Source organism: Azospirillum thermophilum (assembly GCF_003130795.1).
GTDB classification, from domain to species: Bacteria; Pseudomonadota; Alphaproteobacteria; order Azospirillales; family Azospirillaceae; genus Azospirillum; species Azospirillum thermophilum.
Genome location: NZ_CP029358.1, coordinates 140,568 through 160,487 on the forward strand (window position 1 = coordinate 140,568; position 19,920 = coordinate 160,487).

The window sequence follows — 19,920 nt, forward strand, 5'->3', positions numbered from 1 at the left end:
CCTTGTTGACGGTTGTGGTTCCCAGTCTCCTCCGAATCCGGTGACGCACCCGTCCGCCTTTCGCAGGGGGGTGCGGCAAGTTGGCACAACGGCCGTGGTGCTATGCCGTCGTATATAACAAAAATGAAATGAATAAGCCGAACGGCAGACGCTGGCCGGGCAATGGCGGGGATCCCCAAGGGAACCGGAAGTCCAGGCCAGCCAACCCCTCTCATGGGAGCGAGAGACCATCATGCCAACCACCCTGCCCACCCGACCCGATCCCTTATCCTCCCTTTGGGAGACGGGACTGCCCCAGTTCGCCGCGGCCTTCGGAGCCGCCGTTCCCGACGCCGTGGACGCGGCGATTGCTTGCACGGGGGCGGGCGGCGCCGAGCGCGACGCGCTTGCCGGTTTCAGGACCGACATCGTCGCCTGCTGGCGCGACCTGCTCCAGGGCGCGCCGGCCGCCGCGCTGGCCGTCCGGTTCGACGGCATCTCGGCCGGGCTCGCGGCCAAGGGGGTCGGCGGGGAGCGGCTGCGGGCGCTCGACTGGCTGATCGCGGCGGAGCTGGCCTCGCGGGTTCCCGGCTGGGTCCGCCTGCGGCCGTCCCGGGCGGCGGCCGGCATCCGGGCCCTGCTGGCGCGGGTGGCGGAACTGCGCTCCACCGCGTCCGCTTCCGACGCCGCCGGGGCGGCCTCCGGCGCGGCCGGCGCTCCGCCGGTCTTCGCGGCGGAGCTGATGGACCGTACGGTGGACGTGGCGATCGCCATCAACGACGCTTCCGTCGCCAACGCCCAGATGGCGAGCCAGCTCCACGAGGTGGATTGCGACGCCCAGAGCATCGCCGCCGCCACCGAGGAGACCGTCACCGGCGTGTCGGAGATCGCGGAGCGCACCCGCGACGTCGTCGCCCTGTCGCGCGAGACCAACGGCGCCACCGCCCGCGGCCGCGAGACGGTGCAGGCGGCGCTCGGCCGGATGGATGCGATCGCCGAGGCCGTCGCCCAAGCGGCCCGGCGGGTTGGCGAACTCGCCTCCGCCTCGGAGCGGATCGCCGAGATCGTCGACACCATCGAGACGATCGCCAAGCAGACCAACCTGCTGGCGCTGAACGCGACGATCGAGGCGGCGCGGGCGGGAGAGGCCGGCAAGGGCTTCGCCGTCGTCGCCAGCGAGGTCAAGACCCTGTCCAACCAGACCGCCAAGGCGACAGAGGACATCCGCACCCGTATCGATTCGCTGAAGCACGAGATGGTGACGATCATCGGCGCCATGGACGACGGCACCCGCGCGGTGTCCGCCGGGCAGGAGGCGATGCGCGAGGTGACCGATCATATGGCCGAGGTGGCGCACGCCATCGACGCCACCACCCAGCGCATGGCCGAGATCTCCAGCATCCTGACCCAGCAGACCGCGGCGGCGAACGACGTGTCGGCCGGGGTGGTGCGCATCGCCGACCGCAGCGCCGTCAACAGCCGCGCCATCCTGCGCAGCGTCGAGGCGACCAAGAGCGTCGAGGGACTGCTGGCCAGCCAGCTCAAGCAGCTGATGGAACAGGACATCCAGCACAAGATCCTGAAGATCGCCAAGGTCGACCACGTCATCTGGAAGAAGCGTCTGGCCGACATGGTGGCCGGGCTGGAGACGCTGAACTCCGCCGACCTCGCCAGCCACGAGGCCTGCCGCCTCGGCAAGTGGTATTACGGGCCGGGCTCCCTGCAATACCGCCAGCACTCCGCCTTCGCTGCGCTCGAGGAACCGCACCGGCGCGTCCATGCCCATGGCAAGGCGGCGGTCGATGCCTTCAACACCGGCCGCACGGAACAGGCCATGGAGGAGATCGCCCGGGTCGAGGACGCCTCGAAGGAGGTGCTGCGCCTGCTCGACGCCCTGCAGAAGCCGGCCGGTTCCCCCGGCGTCTTCACCGGCGGCACCCAGGCCGCCTTCTGACGGGGCCGTCGCTCCCTGCCCTGTCCGCCGAGGAAGACAGGGCGGGGGCCTGCTGTCTGCGGCGGCGGACAGGCGGCCGGTACCGGGTTTCGCGCCCGGGCCCGGAAACCCGCGCTTTTCGGTCGCGGGCGGGAGCTGGCACAATGATTGCCAAGCGGACTGTTGCCTATGCCATCATGGGCGCCCGGTCTGCCTCTCCCGCCTGGAACCGTCCGAGATGAACAAGCTGATCGCCCTGGAAGACGCCGTCGAGCGCATCCCCGACGGAGCCTCGCTCCTCATCGGCGGCTTCATGGCCGTCGGTGGTCCCAACCGGCTGGTGGACGAGCTGATCCGCCAGGGCAAGCGCGAGCTGACGATCATCGCCAACGACACCGCCCGCCCGTCCCAGGGGTTGGGCAAGCTGGTGGTCGAGCGGCTGGTGCGCAGGGTGGTGACCAGCCACATCGGCCTCAACGCCGAGACCCAGCGCCAGATGATCGCCGGCGAGATCGAGGTGGAGCTGGTCCCGCAGGGGACGCTGGCCGAGCGGATCCGGGCCGGCGGCGTCGGTCTGGGCGGCGTGCTGACCCCGACCGGCGTCGGCACGGTGGTCGAGGAGGGCAAGCGCACGCTGGAGATCGACGGACGCTCCTACCTGCTGGATCTGCCGATCCGGGCCGACTTCGCGCTGATCGCGGCCAAGCAGGCCGACCTCTACGGCAACCTGACCTATGCGCTGACCGCGCGGAACTTCAACCCGATCATGGCGCTGGCCGCCGAGACGGTGATCGCCGAGGCCGACGACATCGTGCCGGTCGGCTGCATCCCGCCCGACGCGGTGATGACGCCCTCGGTGCTGGTCGACCATCTGGTGACCGCCCGCCATCCGCACCACCCGCAGCACTGACGCGACAGGAGGCAGCGCCATGGATGAGAAGACCCTGATCGCCCGCCGCGTCGCGCTGGAGCTGCGGGACGGCGACCTCGTCAACCTGGGCATCGGCCTGCCCACCCTGGTCGCCCGCTACATCCCGGCCGGCCGCAACATCTTCCTGCAGTCGGAGAACGGCATCGTCGGCATGGCCGGCCCGGTGGCGGGGGCGGAGAACCGCGACCTGACCGATGCCGGCGGCATGCCGATCGGCGCCATGCCGGGGGCGGCGGCCTTCGACAGCGCCCTGTCCTTCGGGCTGATCCGCGGCGGGCATCTGGACGTCACCGTGCTGGGCGGCCTGCAGGTGGACGAGGAGGGACGGCTTGCCAACTGGATGGTCCCGGGCAAGATGGTTCCCGGAATGGGCGGTGCCATGGATCTGGTCAGCGGCGCGCGCAAGGTCATCGTCGCCATGCAGCACAGCGCCCGGGGCGAGTCCAAGATCGTGAAGCGCTGCAGCCTGCCCGTCACCTCGGTCCGCCGGGTCGATCTGGTCGTCACCGATCTCGCGGTGATCCAGCCGACCGGGCGCGGGCTGGTCCTGAAGGAAACCGCGCCGGGGGTGACCGTGGCGCAGGTCCTCGCCAACACCGGCGCCGAGCTGATCGTCGCCGGGGACGTTCCCACCATGCCGCTGGAAGGTTTGAGCACATGAGTCTGAAAGGAAAATCCGCCGTCGTCACCGGGTCCACGAGCGGCATCGGGCTTGGCATCGCGCGGGCGCTGGCGGCGGAAGGCGCCGACCTGATGCTGAACGGCTTCGGCGACCCGGCGGAGATCAAGGCCCTGCAGGACGGCCTGTCCGCCGAATTCGGCGTGCGCGTCGGCTATCACGGCGCCGACATGAGCAAGCCGGACCAGATCGCCGACCTGATCGCCACCGCCGGCCGCGAGCTGGGCAAGGTCGACATCCTGGTCAACAACGCCGGCATCCAGCATGTCGCCCCGGTCGACGCCTTCCCGGCGGAGCGCTGGGACGCCGTGATCGCCATCAACCTGTCGGCGGTCTTCCACGGCATCTCCGCCGCCCTGCCCGGCATGAAGGAGCGCGGCTGGGGCCGGATCATCAACATCGCGTCGGTCCACGGCCTCGTCGCCTCGGTGAACAAGTCGGCCTATGTCGCGGCCAAGCATGGCGTCATCGGCCTGACCAAGGTCACGGCGCTGGAGACGGCGGAGACCGGTGTCACCTGCAACGCCATCTGCCCCGGCTGGGTGCTGACCCCGCTGGTGCAGAAGCAGATCGACGCGCTGGCCGCCGCCCGCGGCGTCGGCGTCGACGAGGCGGCGCGCGAACTGGTGGGCGAGAAGCAGCCCTCCAAGTCCTTCGTGACGCCCGACCAGCTCGGCGCGCTGGCCGTCTTCCTCTGCTCCGACGCGGCGTCGAACATGCGCGGCGCGGCGCTCGCCATGGATGGCGGCTGGACGGCGCAATAAAGCTAAAATTTAACCGCCTGCGCGGGCTGCGGCACCTTGGCAGCCCGCGGGCGACCGCCTATCGTGCGGGGTACCCCGGACCCGCAGCACGAGCGCCATGGCGAAGCGACCGACCGAGTTGGCCTATTGGGTGGACGAGCGTCCCCCTCCCCTCCCCCTTCTCCTCCTGTCGCTTCAGCATTTCGCCCTCGTCACCATCTTCCTGGTGGTGGCGGTGACGATCGCGCGGATGGCGCATCTCGATGCGGAGGCGGGCAGCCGGCTGGTCAGCCTGACCATGGTCGCCGGCGGGATCGCCACCATCCTGCAATGCCTGGGGCGGGGCGGCGTCGGCTCCGGCTACATGGTGCCGGCGACCACCACCACCATCCTGCTGCCGCCCGCCGCGGTGGCGCTGCAGCAGGGCGGGCTGCCGCTGCTGTTCGGCATGAGCGCCTTCGCCGGGCTGGTGGCGATGGCGCTGTCGCGGGTGATCCACCGGCTGCGCCCGCTGTTCCCGACGGAGATTGCCGGCTTCGTCGTCTTCATGATCGGCCTGACGGTGATGATCCTGGCGGTCCGCCAGCTCCTGGGGATGGGCGGGGCCCAGGGCGAATATGCCCACTATGCGGCGCTGGGCCTGCCCGTGCTGGCGATCATCGTCGGGCTGAACGTCTGGGGCGGCCGGACGCTGCGCCTCTACTGCTCGCTGATCGGGGTGGCGCTGGGCTACGGGCTCGGCCTGGCGGAGGGCTGGATTTCGGAGGCCGACCTGCGGACGCTGGCCGCCGCCGACCCCTTCGAGGTGCCGGTGCCGGGCGGCTGGGGCCTCGCCTTCGATGCCGAGCTGATGCTGCCCTTCCTCATCACCGGGCTCGCCATGGCGCTGAACTCGGTCGGGGCGGTGACCGCGGCGCAGAAGGCCAACGACGCCGAGTGGAAGCGGCCGGACATGGCGAACATCGGCCGCGGCATCTTCGCCGACGGGCTGTCCAACCTGCTGGCGGCCCTGCTGGGCGGCGTCGGGCAGGCGGCGACCTCCGGCGCGGTCGGGCTGTCGGCGGCGACGGGGGCGACCAGCCGCTATATCGGCTTCGGGGTCGGCGCCCTGCTGATCGCGCTGTCCTTCTCGCCGAAGGTGGCGACGGCCCTGCTGATCATGCCGCCGCCGGTGATCGGGGCGGCGCTGATGACCAGCGGCTGCTTCCTGGTGATGAACGGCGTGCAGGTCATCAGCTCCCGCATGCTCGATTCGCGGAAGATCTTCGTGCTGGGGATCGCGCTGGCCTTCGGGCTGGCCCGGCTGGTCGATCCGCAGTTCTTCAACCTGCTGCCGCGCTGGATGCAGCCCTGGGTCGGGTCGCCGCTGACCGTGGCGGTGGTGCTGGTGGTGGCGCTGAACGGCGTCCTGCGCATCGGCACCGCCAAGCGCAGCCGGGTGCGCCTCGACCTGTCGCAGCTCGCGCCGGAGCGGCTGTCCGAGGTGCTGACCGAGCAGGGCCAGATCTGGGCGGCGGAGCCGGAGACCATCTACCGTGTCCGCTTCGCCCTGCAGGAGGTGTTCGAACTGCTGATCCAGCACGACATGGTGCTGGAGGAGGCCGGCGGCAGCCGCTATGTCGACCTCCAGACTCGCTTCGACGAGTTCACCTTCACCGTGACCGTCGCCTATGCCGGGATTCCGCTGACCGTGACGACGGCCCGCCCGACCGAGGACGAGATTCTGGAGTCCGAGGACGGTGCCCGCCGCCTCGCCTCCTTCCTGATCGGGCGGGTCGCGAACCAGGTCCGCACCGGCCTGCGCAACGGCCGGTGCGAGCTGACCCTGGCCTTCACCGCCTGAGGCGGCGCTCAACGGCACGGCACCCGGCCGGATCAGGCCCGGCGCAGTCGTCCGCTGATGGTCCGGGGGCCAGGGAGAACGGGGTAAGGCCGCCATCGCGGGGAACCCCCGCAGGGGGCGGCCTTCGCTCAATCCCCGTCTCGTCGTCGATCTCCGTCAGCCCAGCGTGTGCTCGATCAGGATGTTCAGGCCGATGCCGATCAGGATGATGCCGCCGAACAGCTCCGCCCAGCGGCCGAGCCGGTCGCCCGCCGCCCGGCCGATCAGCACGCCGCCGAAGGCGACCGCGAAGGTGACGGCACCGATCAGCATGGCGGTGGTGACCATGTCGATGTCGACCAGGGCCAGCCCGGCCCCGACCGCCGCGGCGTCGATGCTGGTGGCGACGGCGGTGGTCAGCAGGGCCATCCAGCCGCTGCGGCTGTCCGCCTCCTCATCCTCTTCGCCCGCCAGGAAGTTGCGGATCATCGCGCCGCCGACCGCCAGCAGCAGGCCGAAGGCGATCCAGTGGTCCACCGCCTCCACGAGGCTGGCGAAGGCGATGCCCACCGCCCAGCCGAGCAGCGGCATGGCGCATTGGCAGATGCCGAAGGCGGCACCGACCCGCATCGCCTCCGGGAAGCCCGGACGGCGCAGGACGGCGCCACGGCCGAGGGCGGCGGCGAAGGAATCCATGGAGAGGCTGAAGGCAAGCGCCAGGGAGGTGCCGATCATTCTGCTACGCGTCTCCGGCCAGACGGAACGACAGTGGATGCGGACCGACTCCGGCTGGCCTCCGGAGGTCTCCGCTCCACTGGTCTCGCCTGGTCGCCTGACGGCCACTGCCCGCGCCATGGCGGTCTCCGCAAGCGGGACCATCCAAGTCTGTTGACGCGCGCCCCGCCCGGAACCGGCGGGTGGCTACTCCCCAATGACGGGCGAGTTCCTACAGGAAGTAGGGGCTTGCGTCAACGCCGGCGGCACCGCCTGCGGCGATCGGCCGCCCGCCGCCCCTGTTCCAAGGCCCCGTTTCAGAGCCTCCGTCACAGGACCGGGCGGCCCCGCACATAGGTCTGGCGCACCGCCCGGTCGTCGCCCAGCGTCATCAGGATGAACAGCTCCTCCTCCAGGTCGCCGGCCACCGTCTCCATGCGGTGTTCCATCGCGGCGGTGGCGCGGGGGTCGAGCACGACGAGGTCGGCCCAGCGGCCGGGCTCCATCATGCCGATCTCCCCCTCCATTCCCAGCGCCGCCGCGTTGCCGCGCGTCATCAGGTCGAAGGCGGCGAGCGCCGGCAGGTTCTGCCGGCCGAGCTGCAGCACCTTGTAGGCCTCCGCCGCGGTGCGCAGCATCGAAAAGCTGGTCCCACCGCCGACGTCGGTGGCGAGCGCCACCCGCACCGGCCGCTCCGGCCGGCGCAGCGAGGCGAGGTCGAACAGGCCGCTGCCGATGAACAGGTTGGAGGTCGGGCAGAAGACCGCGACCGAGCCGCTCTCCGACAGGCGGCGCTGCTCCTCCTCGCTCAGGTGGATGCAATGGCCGAAGAGCGAGCGCGGCCCCAGCAGCCCGTAGCGGTCGTAGACATCGGTATAGTCGCGGGCCGCGGGGAACAGCCGGCGGACGGTGGCGATCTCCTCCGCGTTCTCCGACAGGTGGGTCTGCAGGAAGACGTCGCCATGCTCGCGCAGCAGCGCGCCCGCCGCCTCCAGCTGCGCCTCGGTCGAGGTGATGGCGAAGCGCGGGGTGACGGCATAGCGCTGCCGCCCGCGTCCGTGCCAGCGGCGGATCAGCGCCTTGCTCTCCTCATAGCCGCGCCCGGCGCTGTCGGTCAGGGCGGCCGGTGCGTTGCGGTCCATCATCACCTTGCCGGCGATCATGCCGGCGCCGGCGCGCTCGGCCTCCGCGAACAGCGCCTCCACCGATGCGGGATGGACGGAGCCGTAGGCGACGGCGGTGGTGGTGCCGTTGCGGAACAGCTCCTCCAGGAAGAAGCGGGCGTTGCGGGCGGCGTGTTCCGGGTCGGCGTATCTCTGCTCCTCCGGGAAGGTGTAGGTCTCCAGCCAGTCGAGCAGCCGCGCGCCGTAGGAGGCGATGACCTGGGTCTGCGGCAGGTGGATGTGGGTGTCGATGAAGCCCGGCAGGATCAGGGCGTCGGGATGGTGCGCCACCGCCACCCCGGCGGGCAGGCGGCCGGCCAGTTCGGCATGGGGGCCGACGGCGGCGATGCGGCCGTCCTCGGCCAGCAGCAGGCCGTCCTCGATATAGCGGTAGCTCGCGCTGTCGCCGGGGCCGGCGGGAGCCTGCCGGAAGCTCAGCAGGCGGCCGCGGATGGCGGTGGTCTCAACCATTGTCCTGTCCCGTTCGTCCCTTTCGGCCGCCGTTTGCCGGCCGTTCTTCGTGGTGCCGCCCGGCCGTCACTCTCGCCCGGTCCAGGCGGCCAGCACGGCGCGCTCCCCGGCGGTCAGGCCGGTCACGTTGGCGGGCGGCATAGCACGGCTGAGCCCGGCCTGCACGCGGATCGCCCCGGCATGGCGCAGGATGGCCGCCGGGCTGTCGAGCGTGACGCCGCGCGGCGCGGTGACGATGCCCTCCCACACCGGCTGGGCGGCATGGCACATGGTGCAGCGGGTGGAGACGATCTCCTCCACCTCGGCGAGGCCGACCCTGGCTCGTGGGCCGGCCGGCCGGGTGGCGGCGCTGTCGCCGGCCGGAAGGGCGGGGCCGAAGCCGCTCAGCCAGACCGCCGCCAGCATGCCGGCGGCGGCCACGCCCCAGGTCCACCAGGGCGTCGGCTTGCCGGCGTGGCGCGAGTTGAAGAAATGGCGGATCGCCGCGCCGGCCACCAGCACGATGGCGACGATCACCCAGTTGAAGCGGGTGGAGGTCGCCAGCGGATAGTGGTTGCCGATCATCAGGAAGATGACCGGCAGCGTCAGGTAGTTGTTGTGCAGCGACCGCTGCTTCGCCTTCTTCCCCAGGGCCGGATCCGGCGTCTCGCCGCGCAGCATGGCGGCGATGGTCCTGCGCTGGTTCGGCATGATGACCAGGAAGACGTTCGCCGCCATCATGGTGCCCATCAGGGCGCCCATCTGCAGCATGGCGCCGCGTCCGCTGAACAGCCGGGTCATCGCCCAGGCCGTCGCCACCAGCAGCACGAACCCCGCGGCGGCGAGGGCCGCGTCGTTGCGCCCCAGCGGCGACCGGCACAGCCCGTCATAGGCGAGCCAGCCGGCGGCGAGCGCCGCGACGCTGATCGCCACCGCCTGCCAGGGCTGCAGCGCCAGCACCTCCGCGTCGATCAGGAACAGGTCGGCGCCGCGGTAATAGAGGACGCACATCAGGAAGAAGCCGCTGATCCAGGTGGTGTAGGCCTCCCACTTGAACCAGGTCAGCTCGTCGGGCAGCCGCGGCGGGGCGACCAGATACTTCTGCATGTGGTAGAAGCCGCCGCCGTGGATCTGCCAGGCCTCCCCCGCCGTGCCGGCCGGCAGGTGGTCGCGCCGCCTCAGCGAGGCGTCGAGATGGATGAAATAGAAGGACGATCCGATCCAGGCGACCGCGGTGACGACGTGCAGCCACCGGCCCAACAGGTTGACCCACTCCCAGATGATCGGATCCATCCCGCCCGCCTCCTTCGCGCCGCACCATGACCGGGACAACTGTAAGGCCGGACGGGCGCGGGGCGGAAGCGCGGCAGCCGCGCGAACTGCTTCAAAGAATCGTGAAGGGTCGTCCCGGCGGCCTGTGCTATCACCGGGGCCGTTCGTGACGAGGGCCGGTCATGCCGATTACCCGCATCAGTGTCGATAACCCCGTCTTCGCCACCATGATGATGGTGGCCCTGATGGTGCTGGGCCTGTTCTCCTACCAGCGGCTGGGGGTCGACCAGTTCCCCGACGTCGATTTCCCGGTGGTGGTGGTCTCGACCCAGTATCCCGGCGCCAGCCCGGAATCGGTCGAGACCGACGTGACCCGCCCGGTGGAGGATGCGGTCAACACCATCGCCGGCATCAAGACGCTGACCTCCCGCTCCTACGAGGGGCAGTCGGTGGTGATCGCCGAGTTCGACCTGAAGACCGCCTCGGCCCAGGCGCTGCAGGACGTGCGCGAGAAGGTCTCGGCCATCCGCGCCGCCTTCCGCGACGAGGTGAAGGACCCGCAGATCACCCGCTTCAACCCCGACGACCAGCCCATCCTGTCGATCGCGGTGAAGTCGGACATCCGCGGCCTGCGCGACCTCACCACCCTGACCGACCAGATCATCGTGAAGCGGCTGCAGAACGCCCGCGGCGTCGGCAAGGCGACCATCGCCGGCGGCGTGAAGCGCCAGATCCTGGTGCGCCTGAAGCCCGAACGGCTGGAGGCGCTGCACATCGGCGTGGACGAGGTGATCCGCACCATCCGCAGCGAGAACCAGGACGTGCCGGCCGGCACCGTCTCCGGCAACGGGGCGGAGCGGGTGGTGCAGGTGGACGGCCGGGTGGCGGAGCCGCGCCAGATGCTCGACCTGATCGTGGCGCGCCGCGGCGGCGCCCCGGTGCGGCTCGGCCAGGTGGCGGAGGTGCTGGACGGGCAGGAGGAGCAGGACTCGGCGGCCCTCTTCAACGGGGTGCCGGCGCTCGCCGTCGACATCGTGAAGATCCAGGGTTCCAACACGGTGGAGGTCGCCCGCGGCCTCTACCGCGCCATCGACGAGCTGAAGGCGGCCGGCTCGCTGCCCTCCGACGTGACGCTGGAGGTGGTGCGCGACAGCTCCCGCGGGATCACCAACTCGCTGACCAACGTGCAGCGCACCCTGGTGGAAGGCGGCGCGCTGACCGTGCTGATCGTGATGATCTTCCTGGGCTCCTGGCGCAGCACCGTCATCACCTCGCTGACCCTGCCGGTGGCGGTGCTCGGCACCTTCGGGGTGCTGGCCGCCTTCGGCTTCACGCTGAACGTCATGACGCTGATGGCGCTGTCGCTCGCCATCGGCATCCTGATCGACGACGCCATCGTGGTGCGCGAGAACATCATGCGCCATCTCGGCCGCGGCCAGACCCACCGGCAGGCGGCGCTGGACGGCACGGCGGAGATCGGGCTGGCCGTGCTGGCCACCACGCTGACCATCGTCGCGGTCTTCCTGCCGGTCGCCTTCATGGGCGGCATCATCGGGCGCTTCTTCTTCCAGTTCGGCGTCACCGTCTCGGCTGCCGTGCTGATCTCGCTGTTCGTCTCCTTCACGCTCGACCCCATGCTGTCCAGCCTGTGGTACGACCCGGCGGCCCACGGGCGCCACGGCCGCGGCCCCTTCGGCCGCTTCGCCGCCGCCTTCGAGCGGGGGTTCGAGCGCATCGCCCACGGCTATGGCCGGATGCTGCGGCTGGCGCTGCGCCGGCGCTGGCTGGTGCTGCTGGCGGCGGGGCTGATCTTCTTCGGCAGCTTCGCGCTCGTCCCGCGCATCGGCGTGGAGTTCGTGCCGGCCGCCGACCTCGGCGAACAGGTGATCGACGTGGAGACGCCGGTGGGCTCCTCCCTCGACTACACCGCGGCCAAGATGCGGCAGGTGGAGGCGGCGATCCGCGAGTTTCCGGAGATCGCCTACACCTACACCACGGTCAACACCGGCGTGTCGGTCGGCAAGAACCGCGGCAGCGTCTACATCCGCTACAAGCCGATCGAGCAGCGCCGGCGCTCGCCCAACGACCTCGCCCCGCTGCTCCGCGACCGGCTGTCGGCCATTCCCGGCATCACGGCCGGCGTCGGCATTCCCGGCGTCGGCGGCACCCAGAAGCAGATCCAGGTGTCGGTCCAGGGCCGCGACATCGCCGAGCTCGACCGCATCTCCCGCCGGGTGGTGGAGGCGATGCGCGGGATCGCCGGATTCGTCGATCTCGACACGACGCTGAAGGCGGCCAAGCCGACCCTGTCGGTGCGGCTCGACCGCGAGATCGCCAGCGACCTCGGCATCGGCACCGGCCAGGTGGCCGAGACGCTGCGCCCGCTGTTCGCCGGCGACAAGGTGTCGAGCTGGAAGGCGCCGGACGGCGAGAGCTACGACGTGCTGGTCCGTCTGCCGGAGACCAGCCGGACGGGCCGCGCCGACCTCGACCGCATCTACCTGACCGGCAGCGCCGATGCCAACGGCACGCCGCGCATGGTGCCGCTGTCCCAGGTCAGCCATGTGGAGACGACGCTGGGCGCCTCGCAGATCAACCGCCGCGACCTGCAGCGCGAGGTGAACGTGCAGGCCAACGTGCAGGGCCGCGCCGTCGGCGACGCCGGCCGGGAACTGCAGGCGGCGCTGGCGGCGATCGAGCTGCCGCCGGGCTACCGCATCGTCTATGGCGGCTCCACCAAGGACATCGCCGAGACGACCGGCTATGCCGCCCAGGCGCTGGCGCTGGCCGTCATCCTGATCTACCTGATCCTCGCCTCGCAGTTCGGCAGCTTCCTCCAGCCGGTCGCCATCATGGCGTCGCTGCCGCTGTCGCTGGTCGGCGTGTTCCTCGGCCTGCTGGCGGCGGGCAGCACGCTGAACATCTTCAGCGCCATCGGCTTCATCATGCTGATGGGGCTGGTGACCAAGAACGCCATCCTGCTGGTCGATTTCGCCAACCAGGCCCGCGCCCGCGGTGCCGACCTGCGCGACGCGGTGGTGGAGGCCGGCATCATCCGCCTGCGCCCGATCATCATGACGACCATGGCGATGATCTTCGGCATGATCCCGCTGGCGCTCGGCCTGGGAGAGGGGGCGCAGCAGCGCGCCCCCATGGCGCACGCGGTGATCGGCGGCCTCATCAGCTCCACCCTGCTGACGCTGGTGGTGGTGCCGGTGATCCTGACGTACCTCGACGGCCTCTCCACCCGCCTGAAGCGCCGCTTCGCCCACAAGGACCCCGACGCCGAGGCGCCGGGGATGCCGGCGGAGTGAGGACGCGGCGACCTTATCCCGTGACGGCCGGTTCGGCGCCGAAGCGCTCCGAATAGGCCCGGTGCATCTCGTCGAACAGCGGCCAGAGGGCCGGTGGTTCGCGCCCGGCCAGCCGGTCGGCGAGGATGGCGAGGTGGGTGTGCCAGCCGCCCGACACGGTGAGAAGGGAGCCATCGGCGGGAAGCCGCCGGTGGGTCAGGACCAGCCGGACCTTGTCGCCCTCCTCGCTCAGTTCGATGGTCACCTCCGAGGGAGCCTCCGCCCGGCCGCCCCAACTGAAGGCGAGCAGCCTCGGCGGATCGCAGCGCAGAACCCTATGGCCGGTGGCCATCGGCTTGTCGAAATGGCGGAACCGCTCCGGCGCCGGTGCCCCCGGAGACAGCCGGCCGTTGTTGAAAAGCAGCTCGAACGACACACCGGCGCGCGGTTCCATCTCGCCGGCGGCGAGCCATTGGCTGCGCTTGTCGGACTCGACCAGATAGGACCAGACGCGCCCGATCGGGCCGGGCAACAGCCGCTCGAACCGCACCGCATCGGAAGACAGACGCTCCGCGAACCCGTTCATCTCCGAATCTCCGCTGTTGATGGTGAAAGGCAGGGCCGCCCGTCCGGTGCCGGACGGGTCGTGGAGGGGGCCGGAGCGGTGGTTACCTCCCGCCGCCGGACCGGCTCTTGTCCGTTTCGTCCTGGTCGAGCAGCGCTTCCAGCCGGTCGAGACGACCGGTCCAGAACCGCTCGTAGAAGCGCAGCCAGTCCTCCGCCGCGGCGAGCGGTGACGGGTCGATTCGGCAGAGATGGGTCCGTCCCACCACCCGGCGCCGGACCAGCCCCGCTTGCTCCAGCACCTTCACATGCTTGGAGGCCGCCGCGAGGGACATGGCGAAGGGGGCCGCAAGCTCCCCGATGTTCCGCTCCCCCTCCGCCAGCGAGCGCAGCATTGCGCGCCGCGTCGGATCGGACAGGGCATGGAAGACGCCATCCAGGATCATCGCTTGATTATCAACCATATGGTTGAGAATAGGGGCGGTGCGCCGTTTAGTCAACCATATAGTTGAGCATTTCGCCCGGTTCTTGCCGGAGCGCGGCGGGGGCCGGGCTGGCGCGGGTCGGGTGGCCGGCCGACCCCGGGGAGGGCGCGGGGCGCCGGCAGTGTCCCGCCCCCGCGGCCCGTCTCAGCCCGTCGGCGTGCCGCCGCGGCCGGCGGCCGGGTCCTTCAGCGGGGCCAGGATGCGCTGCACCTCCGGATCCTCGGCAAGCTGCTCCACCGTCACCGACAGGCGGCGGCGCCAGTTGGGGTGCTCGTCGACCGTGCCGGGCAGGTTGGCCTGTTCGACCTCCTGCAGGGCGTCCTCGATCTGCGCCATGACGATCTGCGAGGGGGTGCGGGCCATGTAGGCGTGGACGGCGGCGGCCAGCTCCGGACGGTAGGGCTGGTCGCCCTCGTCGGTCGGGTAGCTGGCCGGGCGCAGCCCTTCCCGGCCGAGCGCCTGCAGCAGGCGCCAGCGGTCGACGCCGCGGTCCCAGGCGTCGCGGTCGCGGGCGGCCTCGGTCGGATAGAGGTCGAGCCGGCGGCGCCAGTCGAGGTCGTGGCCGGTCCAGAAGCCCTTGAAGGCGGCGAGGTCATGGGTGCTGACGCTGGCGAGCGCACCCTGCGGATACTCCGCCGGAGCCTTGAAGCCGCCATCGGCCGACCGCTCGAAATACAGCACGCGGTAGCTGAGGATGCCCGCCCGCTCCAGCGCCGGCCGGAATCCCTCCGGCACCGTGCCGAGATCCTCGCCGATGACGATGCAGCGGTTGCGCCGGCTCTCCAGCGCCACGATGCGCAGCAGGTCGCGGAAGGGATATTCGACGTAGGCGCCGTCGCTGCCGTCCTCCGGGATCCAGAACAGGTGCTGCAGCGCCATGACATGGTCGATGCGCAGCGCCCCGGCATGGCGCATGTTGGAGCGCAGCAGCGCCACGAAGGGGCCGTAGGCCGCCTCGCGCAGGCCGATCGGCGACAGGGGCGCGAGGCCCCAGTTCTGGCCCTTCAGGTTGAACTGGTCGGGCGGCGCCCCGACATTGGCGCCCTGCACCAGGATGCCCTGGTCGGCCCAGGCGGCACCGCCACCGGGATGCACCGCCACCGCGAGGTCGCGGTAGAAGCCGACCGAAAGCCCGGCCGCCCTGCCCCGCTCCGCCGCCGTGCCGAGCTGCCGGTCCGCCTCCCACTGCAGATATTCGTAGAAGGCGACGCGGTCGGCCTTCCCGGCGGCGAAGGCCTCGACTTCCGGGCTCGCCGGGTTGTGGTAGGCCGGCGGCCAGCTCCGCCACATCCACCTGGTGGCGTCCTGGCGGAAGAAATGCTCGTGCAGCGCCTCGAACACCGCCTGCCGGCGCAGCGGCTCGCCCATCACCTGCCGGAAGGCCTCGAAGGACTGGCGGCGCGGATGGTCGGCGGGCAGCGACCGGAAGGTGGCGTGCAGCGCCTCCAGCACCGGCAGCTTCAGGCCGGCGGCCAGCGGGTAGTCGACCAGCGCCGCCGTGCGGGCGGCGGCCAGCCGTTGCCGGAAGGCGGGAGAGGCGATCTGCTCCTGCGCGCCGGGAGTCGAGTCCAGCTCCGGCACCGCGGCGGGGTCGATGTAGAGGATGTTGAGGAAGCTGCGGCTCGACGGCGAATAGGGGCCGATGTGGTTGGGGTCGGCGGGGAACAGCGCATGCAGCGGGTTCAGCCCGACCAGCCCCGCCCCCTGCCGGGCCGCCACCTCGGCGAAGCGGCCGAGCACCGAGAAATCGCCGACGCCCCAATCCTCGTCGCTGCGCAGCGAGTAGAGCTGGACGCCGATGCCCCAGGTCCGGCCGCCCGGCACCGCCTCGTCCACCGTCATGCAGCGGGCGGGGGTCAGGATCAGGGTGGTGGTGCCCTCCAGCGTCCCGCCCACGCCCGGCAGGCGCACCGTCACCGTCAGCCGGTGGTATCCCAGCGGCAGCCGCACCGGCAGCCGGGCCGCCAGCGTGCGCCGCTCGAAGGCCAATCCCTCCAGCACGGCGGTCCCGGATTGCGGCAGCTCGCCGACGCGGGCATGGCCGCTGTGGGCGAAGCCCGATTCCTCGGTCAGCCACCAGGCGAGCTCGGCATCGTCCATCCCCGCGGGCAGCGCCACGGCGAGGTCCGGCAGTTCCCCCTCCTCCACCACCAGGACGGGGGGCAGCAGCCGGCGCCACCCCGCCTCGTCCAGGCGGCGCAGGCTGGCCTGGGCCTCGTCATCCGTCCCGGCCGCCAGCCCCATCGCGCGCAGCAGCGCCCGCTTCGTCGCGTCGGAGGTCTCCCGCCGGTTGCCCCAGATGTCGTGGTAGAAGGGTTCGATCCCCGCCAAGCCGGCCAGCCGGTCCAGAACGCTCATGCCGTATCCCCGAACAGTGTGCCCGCGGCGCCGCCCCGCCGCGGGACGGGGAAAGGCGCCAGTCGAAACAGTGCCCCGAACATCGCCCGAGCCGGCCCGCGCCGTCCAGCCCGGACCATCGGGACAACAGGCCGGCGGCGCGGTTGCTGCGCCCGGCCGCGTCAACCCGTCGCAGCGGTGGCCGCGCCGGCGGGGTCAGCAGGCGCCGTCTCCCCCACCGGATCGGCCGCCGGATCGGGGGGCGGATCGGGGGGCGGCGCCGGAGGCTGCGCCGCGGCCGCCTTGGCCTGGGCCATCTGTTCGAGCCGGGTGCGGTAGCCGATGACGGCGGTGGAGACCTCGGCGGCCATCGCCTCCAGCGGGCGGGACGGGTCGACGGCGTGCAGCAGCGTGTTGGTGGTGAGCTGCAGCTCGGTGAGGTCACGGGCGTTCACCGGACCGCTTTCCGCCTGGCCGCGCACCGCCTCGGCCATGGCGCGCAGCGAGCGGCCGACCGCCTCCACCGCCGCATGGTCGCCCTCCTCCTGGTCGAGGCGGCGCAGCAGCTCGTCGATGAAGCCGGGGACGCGGGCGAGATGCTCCACCGCCATGCGCTCGGGCACCGGCTGGGCCAAGCCGATCAGCGCGAATTCGATCAGGAAGGCGATCTGGATGCCGATGCGCAGCCGCTTCTGTTCGGTGACGAAGCGGTTGGCCTCGGTCAGCAGCGAGCGCGCGGCGGCCTGGGTGAAGCGGCCGGTCGCCTTCAGCCGCAGGGTGTTCGGCGCCTCCAGCACCGGGATCTGGGTGCCTTCGCGCGGAGCCTTGCGGCGGTCGGGGCCGGTGTAGTCGGCGGTGACGACGAAGCCCTTGCGCGCCTCGATCAGGCTGGCGATCCGGTCCTGCACCTGCTTGGGCGACACCGGCTTCATCAGCAGGTCGTCGGCGCCGGCATTCTTCACCCGCATCAGCAGGGTCGAGGTCGGCTGCCAGGTGGTCACGATGACGCAGGCGTAGGGGTTGGCGGTGGTCAGCTCGTGGCGGACGGCGCGGATGAAGCGCAGGGTCTCCGCCTCCTCCGAATCGGCGTCGATCAGCATCAGGTCGGGCGTGCCGCTGCCGAGCAGGCCGGCCGCCGTCCGCGCCGAATCGAAGATCTCGACCCGGCGGAACCCCAGCCGCGCCAGAACCTCGCGCAGGACGCGCGCGGGATTGTGCTGCGTGTCGATGATCGCGGCATCGACCTGGGAAAAATCATACTCGGCCATGGCCCTACCCGGACGCCCGCGGCGGAGCTCCCGCCGCGGGCGCAACAGTAGCACGGACCGGGCGTACACGTAACGCAGGCAAAGCGCTGCTGCGGCACGAAGTCCGCGGCCGGGTCAGTAGCCCGGCTGCTCGACAAGGGTGAAGACGAGCGTGCTGCGCGCGTCCACCATCAGCGGCCGGCCGGACAGGTAGATGCGCTCGTCCCCCGCCCCGTCCGCGCTGCGGGTGTCGAGCACGCAGCGCCAGCCGCGCCCGCCCGGCACCTCCGGCAGCAGGACCGACATCAGCTCCGCATGCGCGTTCAGCACGATCAGCAGGACGCCGTCCTCCAGCGGCTGGCCGTCCGGCCCGGCGTGGCGGCCGGCGCGGCCGTTCAGCAGCAGGCTGATGCAGCGCGCCTCGACGTTGCGCCAGTGCTCGGCCGTCTTCTCCTGCCCCTGCGGATTGTACCAGACGATGTCCTTCAGCCCGTTGGCCGCCACCTCGCGCCCGTGCAGGAACAGCGGCCGGCGCAGCACCGGATGGGCCTTGCGCAGCGCGATCAGGCGCCTGACGAAGGCCAGCAGCGGCGCCCCGTCCTTCAACCCGCGCGCCCAGTCCAGCCAGGTCAGGTCGTTGTCCTGGCAATAGGCGTTGTTGTTGCCCTTCTGGCTGTGGTTCAGCTCGTCGCCCGCCAGCATCATCGGGGTGCCCTGCGACAGCATCAGCGTGGCCAGCAGGTTGCGTTTCTGCCGCGCCCGCACCGCGAGGATGGCGGGGTCCGCCGTCTCCCCCTCCACGCCATAGTTGGCGGAGTGGTTGGCGGAATGGCCGTCGCGGTTCTCCTCCCCGTTGGCCCAGTTGTGCTTCTCGCTGTAGGAGACGAGGTCGTGCAGGGTGAAGCCGTCATGGGCGGTGACGAAGTTGACGCTCGCCCAGGGGCGGCGCCCGCGCTTCTCGAACAGGTCGGCCGAGCCGGCGATGCGGCCGGCCAGCTCCGGCAGCATCCCCTGGTCGCCGCGCCAGTAGCGCCGCACCGTGTCGCGGAAGCGGTCGTTCCACTCCGCCCAGCCCGGCGGGAAGTTGCCGACCTGATAGCCGCCGGGGCCGACGTCCCAGGGCTCGGCGATCAGCTTCACCTCGGCCAGCACCGGGTCCTGGCGCACCGCGTCGAGGAAGCCCGACCCGGGGTCGTAGCCATAAGGCTCGCGCGCCAGCACGGTGCCGAGGTCGAAGCGGAAGCCGTCGACATGCATGTCGGTGACCCAGTAGCGCAGGCTGTCCATCGCCATCTGCACGACGCGCGGATGGGCGAAGTTCAGCGTGTTCCCGGTCCCGGTGTCGTTGATGTAGAAGCGCGGGTTGTCCGGCAGCAGCCGGTAGTAGCTGAGGTTGTCGATGCCCTTGAAGCTCAGCGTCGGGCCCAGGTGGTTGCCCTCGGCGGTGTGGTTGTAGACCACGTCCAGGATGACCTCGATCCCCGCCTCGTGCAGGCGGGCGACCATGGTCTTGAACTCCGACAGCACGCCGGTGGTCATGTAGCGCGGCTCCGGCGCGAAGAAGCCGATGCTGTTGTAGCCCCAGTAGTTGGTCATCCCGCGGGAGACGAGGTGCTGCTCGTCCGCCACCGCATGGACCGGCAGAAGCTCGACCGAGGTGATGCCCAGCGCCTTCAGGTAATCGACCACGGCATGGGTGGAGAGGCCGGCGAAGGTGCCGCGCAGCGGGGCCGGCACCTCCGGATGGCGCATGGTGAAGCCGCGGACATGCGTCTCGTAGACGATGGTGTCGGGCCAGGGGGTGGCGGGATGGCGGTCGCTGCCCCAGGTGAAGGCGCGGTCGACCACCCGGCATTTCGGCATGCCGCGGGCGTTGTCCCGCCGGTCGAAGGACAGATCCTCCCGCGTCGAGCCGACCCGGTAGCCGTAATGGGCGTCCGACCACTTGAAGCCGCCGAACAGCGCCTTCGCATAGGGATCGATCAGCAGCTTGTTGGGATTGAAGCGGTGCCCCGCCCCCGGCTCGTAGGGGCCGTGGACGCGGTAGCCGTAGAGCAGCCCCGGCCGGGCGTCCGGCAGATAGCCGTGCCAGACCTCGTCGGTATGCTCCGGCAGGGCGATCCGCTCGATCTCCCGCTGGCCGGTCTTGTCGAACAGGCACAGCTCCACCTTCTCGGCATGGGCGGAGAACAGCGCGAAATTGACCCCGAACCCGTCCCAGGTGGCGCCCAGCGGATAGGGCTTGCCGGGCCAGACGGCGGTGCGCAGGGGAGCAGGGGGCATCAGGCCTCCATCCCCTCTCTCCCCT

General features: G+C 71.0%; 14 protein-coding genes and 1 riboswitch. Of the genes, 6 read left to right on the forward strand and 8 right to left on the reverse strand.

The annotated features are described in order from the left end of the window. Positions 1-232: 232 nt before the first annotated feature. The 5 genes from DEW08_RS28435 (at position 233) to DEW08_RS28455 (ending at position 6,108) form a co-directional block, all read left to right on the forward strand. The gene (locus tag DEW08_RS28435; protein WP_109333745.1) at positions 233-1,933 is read left to right on the forward strand and encodes a methyl-accepting chemotaxis protein; all 1,701 of its coding nucleotides are present in this window, start codon (positions 233-235) and stop codon (positions 1,931-1,933) included. A 217-nt stretch (positions 1,934-2,150) separates the two neighbouring features. After that, on the forward strand, positions 2,151-2,822 hold the full coding sequence (locus DEW08_RS28440) for a 3-oxoacid CoA-transferase subunit A (protein ID WP_109333747.1): 672 nt from the start codon (positions 2,151-2,153) through the stop codon (positions 2,820-2,822). Positions 2,823-2,841: 19 nt separating this feature from the next. Next, entirely contained in the window at positions 2,842-3,504 is a 663-nt protein-coding gene (locus DEW08_RS28445) for a 3-oxoacid CoA-transferase subunit B (protein ID WP_109333749.1), read from the forward strand. Next, positions 3,501-4,286: a 3-hydroxybutyrate dehydrogenase gene (locus tag DEW08_RS28450; RefSeq protein WP_109333751.1), complete on the forward strand. Its 786-nt coding sequence runs from the start codon at positions 3,501-3,503 to the stop codon at positions 4,284-4,286. The genes DEW08_RS28445 and DEW08_RS28450 overlap by 4 nt, the downstream gene beginning before the upstream one ends. A gap of 97 nt (positions 4,287-4,383) precedes the next feature. Next, positions 4,384-6,108 carry a uracil-xanthine permease family protein gene (locus DEW08_RS28455; protein ID WP_109333753.1) on the forward strand — a complete coding sequence of 575 codons (1,725 nt, stop codon included), beginning with the start codon at positions 4,384-4,386 and terminating at the stop codon, positions 6,106-6,108. 156 nt (positions 6,109-6,264) lie between these two features. Here the strand turns inward: DEW08_RS28455 and DEW08_RS28460 are convergent, their stop codons facing one another. The 3 genes from DEW08_RS28460 to DEW08_RS28470 form a co-directional block, all read right to left on the reverse strand. After that, on the reverse strand, positions 6,265-6,822 hold the full coding sequence (locus DEW08_RS28460) for a manganese efflux pump MntP (protein WP_109333755.1): 558 nt from the start codon (positions 6,820-6,822) through the stop codon (positions 6,265-6,267). Between the two features lie 91 nt (positions 6,823-6,913). Beyond that, positions 6,914-7,029: riboswitch (yybP-ykoY riboswitch) on the reverse strand. Between the two features lie 101 nt (positions 7,030-7,130). Beyond that, positions 7,131-8,435 carry a guanine deaminase gene (gene guaD, locus DEW08_RS28465; RefSeq protein ID WP_109333757.1) on the reverse strand — a complete coding sequence of 435 codons (1,305 nt, stop codon included), beginning with the start codon at positions 8,433-8,435 and terminating at the stop codon, positions 7,131-7,133. Between the two features lie 66 nt (positions 8,436-8,501). After that, positions 8,502-9,707, reverse strand: a complete 1,206-nt coding sequence (locus DEW08_RS28470; RefSeq protein ID WP_109333759.1) for a urate hydroxylase PuuD — start codon at positions 9,705-9,707, stop codon at positions 8,502-8,504. A gap of 161 nt (positions 9,708-9,868) precedes the next feature. Between DEW08_RS28470 and DEW08_RS28475 the strand changes: the two genes are divergently transcribed. Next, on the forward strand, positions 9,869-13,000 hold the full coding sequence (locus tag DEW08_RS28475) for an efflux RND transporter permease subunit (protein WP_109333761.1): 3,132 nt from the start codon (positions 9,869-9,871) through the stop codon (positions 12,998-13,000). A gap of 13 nt (positions 13,001-13,013) precedes the next feature. Here the strand turns inward: DEW08_RS28475 and DEW08_RS28480 are convergent, their stop codons facing one another. The 5 genes from DEW08_RS28480 to glgX all read right to left on the reverse strand — a co-directional run bounded on the left by DEW08_RS28480 (position 13,014) and on the right by glgX (position 19,895). After that, positions 13,014-13,565 (reverse strand): SRPBCC family protein, encoded by a 552-nt coding sequence (locus tag DEW08_RS28480; protein ID WP_109333763.1) that lies wholly within the window; start codon positions 13,563-13,565, stop codon positions 13,014-13,016. Positions 13,566-13,647: 82 nt separating this feature from the next. Beyond that, positions 13,648-14,007: an ArsR/SmtB family transcription factor gene (locus DEW08_RS28485; protein ID WP_109333765.1), complete on the reverse strand. Its 360-nt coding sequence runs from the start codon at positions 14,005-14,007 to the stop codon at positions 13,648-13,650. 165 nt (positions 14,008-14,172) lie between these two features. After that, positions 14,173-16,386 carry a 4-alpha-glucanotransferase gene (gene malQ / locus DEW08_RS28490; RefSeq protein ID WP_109333767.1) on the reverse strand — a complete coding sequence of 738 codons (2,214 nt, stop codon included), beginning with the start codon at positions 16,384-16,386 and terminating at the stop codon, positions 14,173-14,175. Positions 16,387-16,547: 161 nt separating this feature from the next. Then, a complete protein-coding gene (locus DEW08_RS28495; protein ID WP_109333769.1) occupies positions 16,548-17,633 on the reverse strand; it encodes a response regulator in 1,086 nt (361 codons plus the stop codon). Between the two features lie 114 nt (positions 17,634-17,747). Next, the gene (gene glgX, locus DEW08_RS28500; protein WP_109333771.1) at positions 17,748-19,895 is read right to left on the reverse strand and encodes a glycogen debranching protein GlgX; all 2,148 of its coding nucleotides are present in this window, start codon (positions 19,893-19,895) and stop codon (positions 17,748-17,750) included. Between the last annotated feature and the right edge of the window lie 25 nt (positions 19,896-19,920).

Coding starts and splice junctions, on each gene's coding strand:
- DEW08_RS28435 (WP_109333745.1), top strand. CDS start 233: ATGCCAACCACCCTGCCCACCCGACCCGATCCCTTATCCTCCCTTTGG.
- DEW08_RS28440 (WP_109333747.1), top strand. CDS start 2,151: ATGAACAAGCTGATCGCCCTGGAAGACGCCGTCGAGCGCATCCCCGAC.
- DEW08_RS28445 (WP_109333749.1), top strand. CDS start 2,842: ATGGATGAGAAGACCCTGATCGCCCGCCGCGTCGCGCTGGAGCTGCGG.
- DEW08_RS28450 (WP_109333751.1), top strand. CDS start 3,501: ATGAGTCTGAAAGGAAAATCCGCCGTCGTCACCGGGTCCACGAGCGGC.
- DEW08_RS28455 (WP_109333753.1), top strand. CDS start 4,384: ATGGCGAAGCGACCGACCGAGTTGGCCTATTGGGTGGACGAGCGTCCC.
- DEW08_RS28460 (WP_109333755.1), bottom strand. CDS start 6,822: ATGATCGGCACCTCCCTGGCGCTTGCCTTCAGCCTCTCCATGGATTCC.
- guaD (WP_109333757.1), bottom strand. CDS start 8,435: ATGGTTGAGACCACCGCCATCCGCGGCCGCCTGCTGAGCTTCCGGCAG.
- DEW08_RS28470 (WP_109333759.1), bottom strand. CDS start 9,707: ATGGATCCGATCATCTGGGAGTGGGTCAACCTGTTGGGCCGGTGGCTG.
- DEW08_RS28475 (WP_109333761.1), top strand. CDS start 9,869: ATGCCGATTACCCGCATCAGTGTCGATAACCCCGTCTTCGCCACCATG.
- DEW08_RS28480 (WP_109333763.1), bottom strand. CDS start 13,565: ATGAACGGGTTCGCGGAGCGTCTGTCTTCCGATGCGGTGCGGTTCGAG.
- DEW08_RS28485 (WP_109333765.1), bottom strand. CDS start 14,007: ATGGTTGATAATCAAGCGATGATCCTGGATGGCGTCTTCCATGCCCTG.
- malQ (WP_109333767.1), bottom strand. CDS start 16,386: ATGAGCGTTCTGGACCGGCTGGCCGGCTTGGCGGGGATCGAACCCTTC.
- DEW08_RS28495 (WP_109333769.1), bottom strand. CDS start 17,633: ATGGCCGAGTATGATTTTTCCCAGGTCGATGCCGCGATCATCGACACG.
- glgX (WP_109333771.1), bottom strand. CDS start 19,895: ATGCCCCCTGCTCCCCTGCGCACCGCCGTCTGGCCCGGCAAGCCCTAT.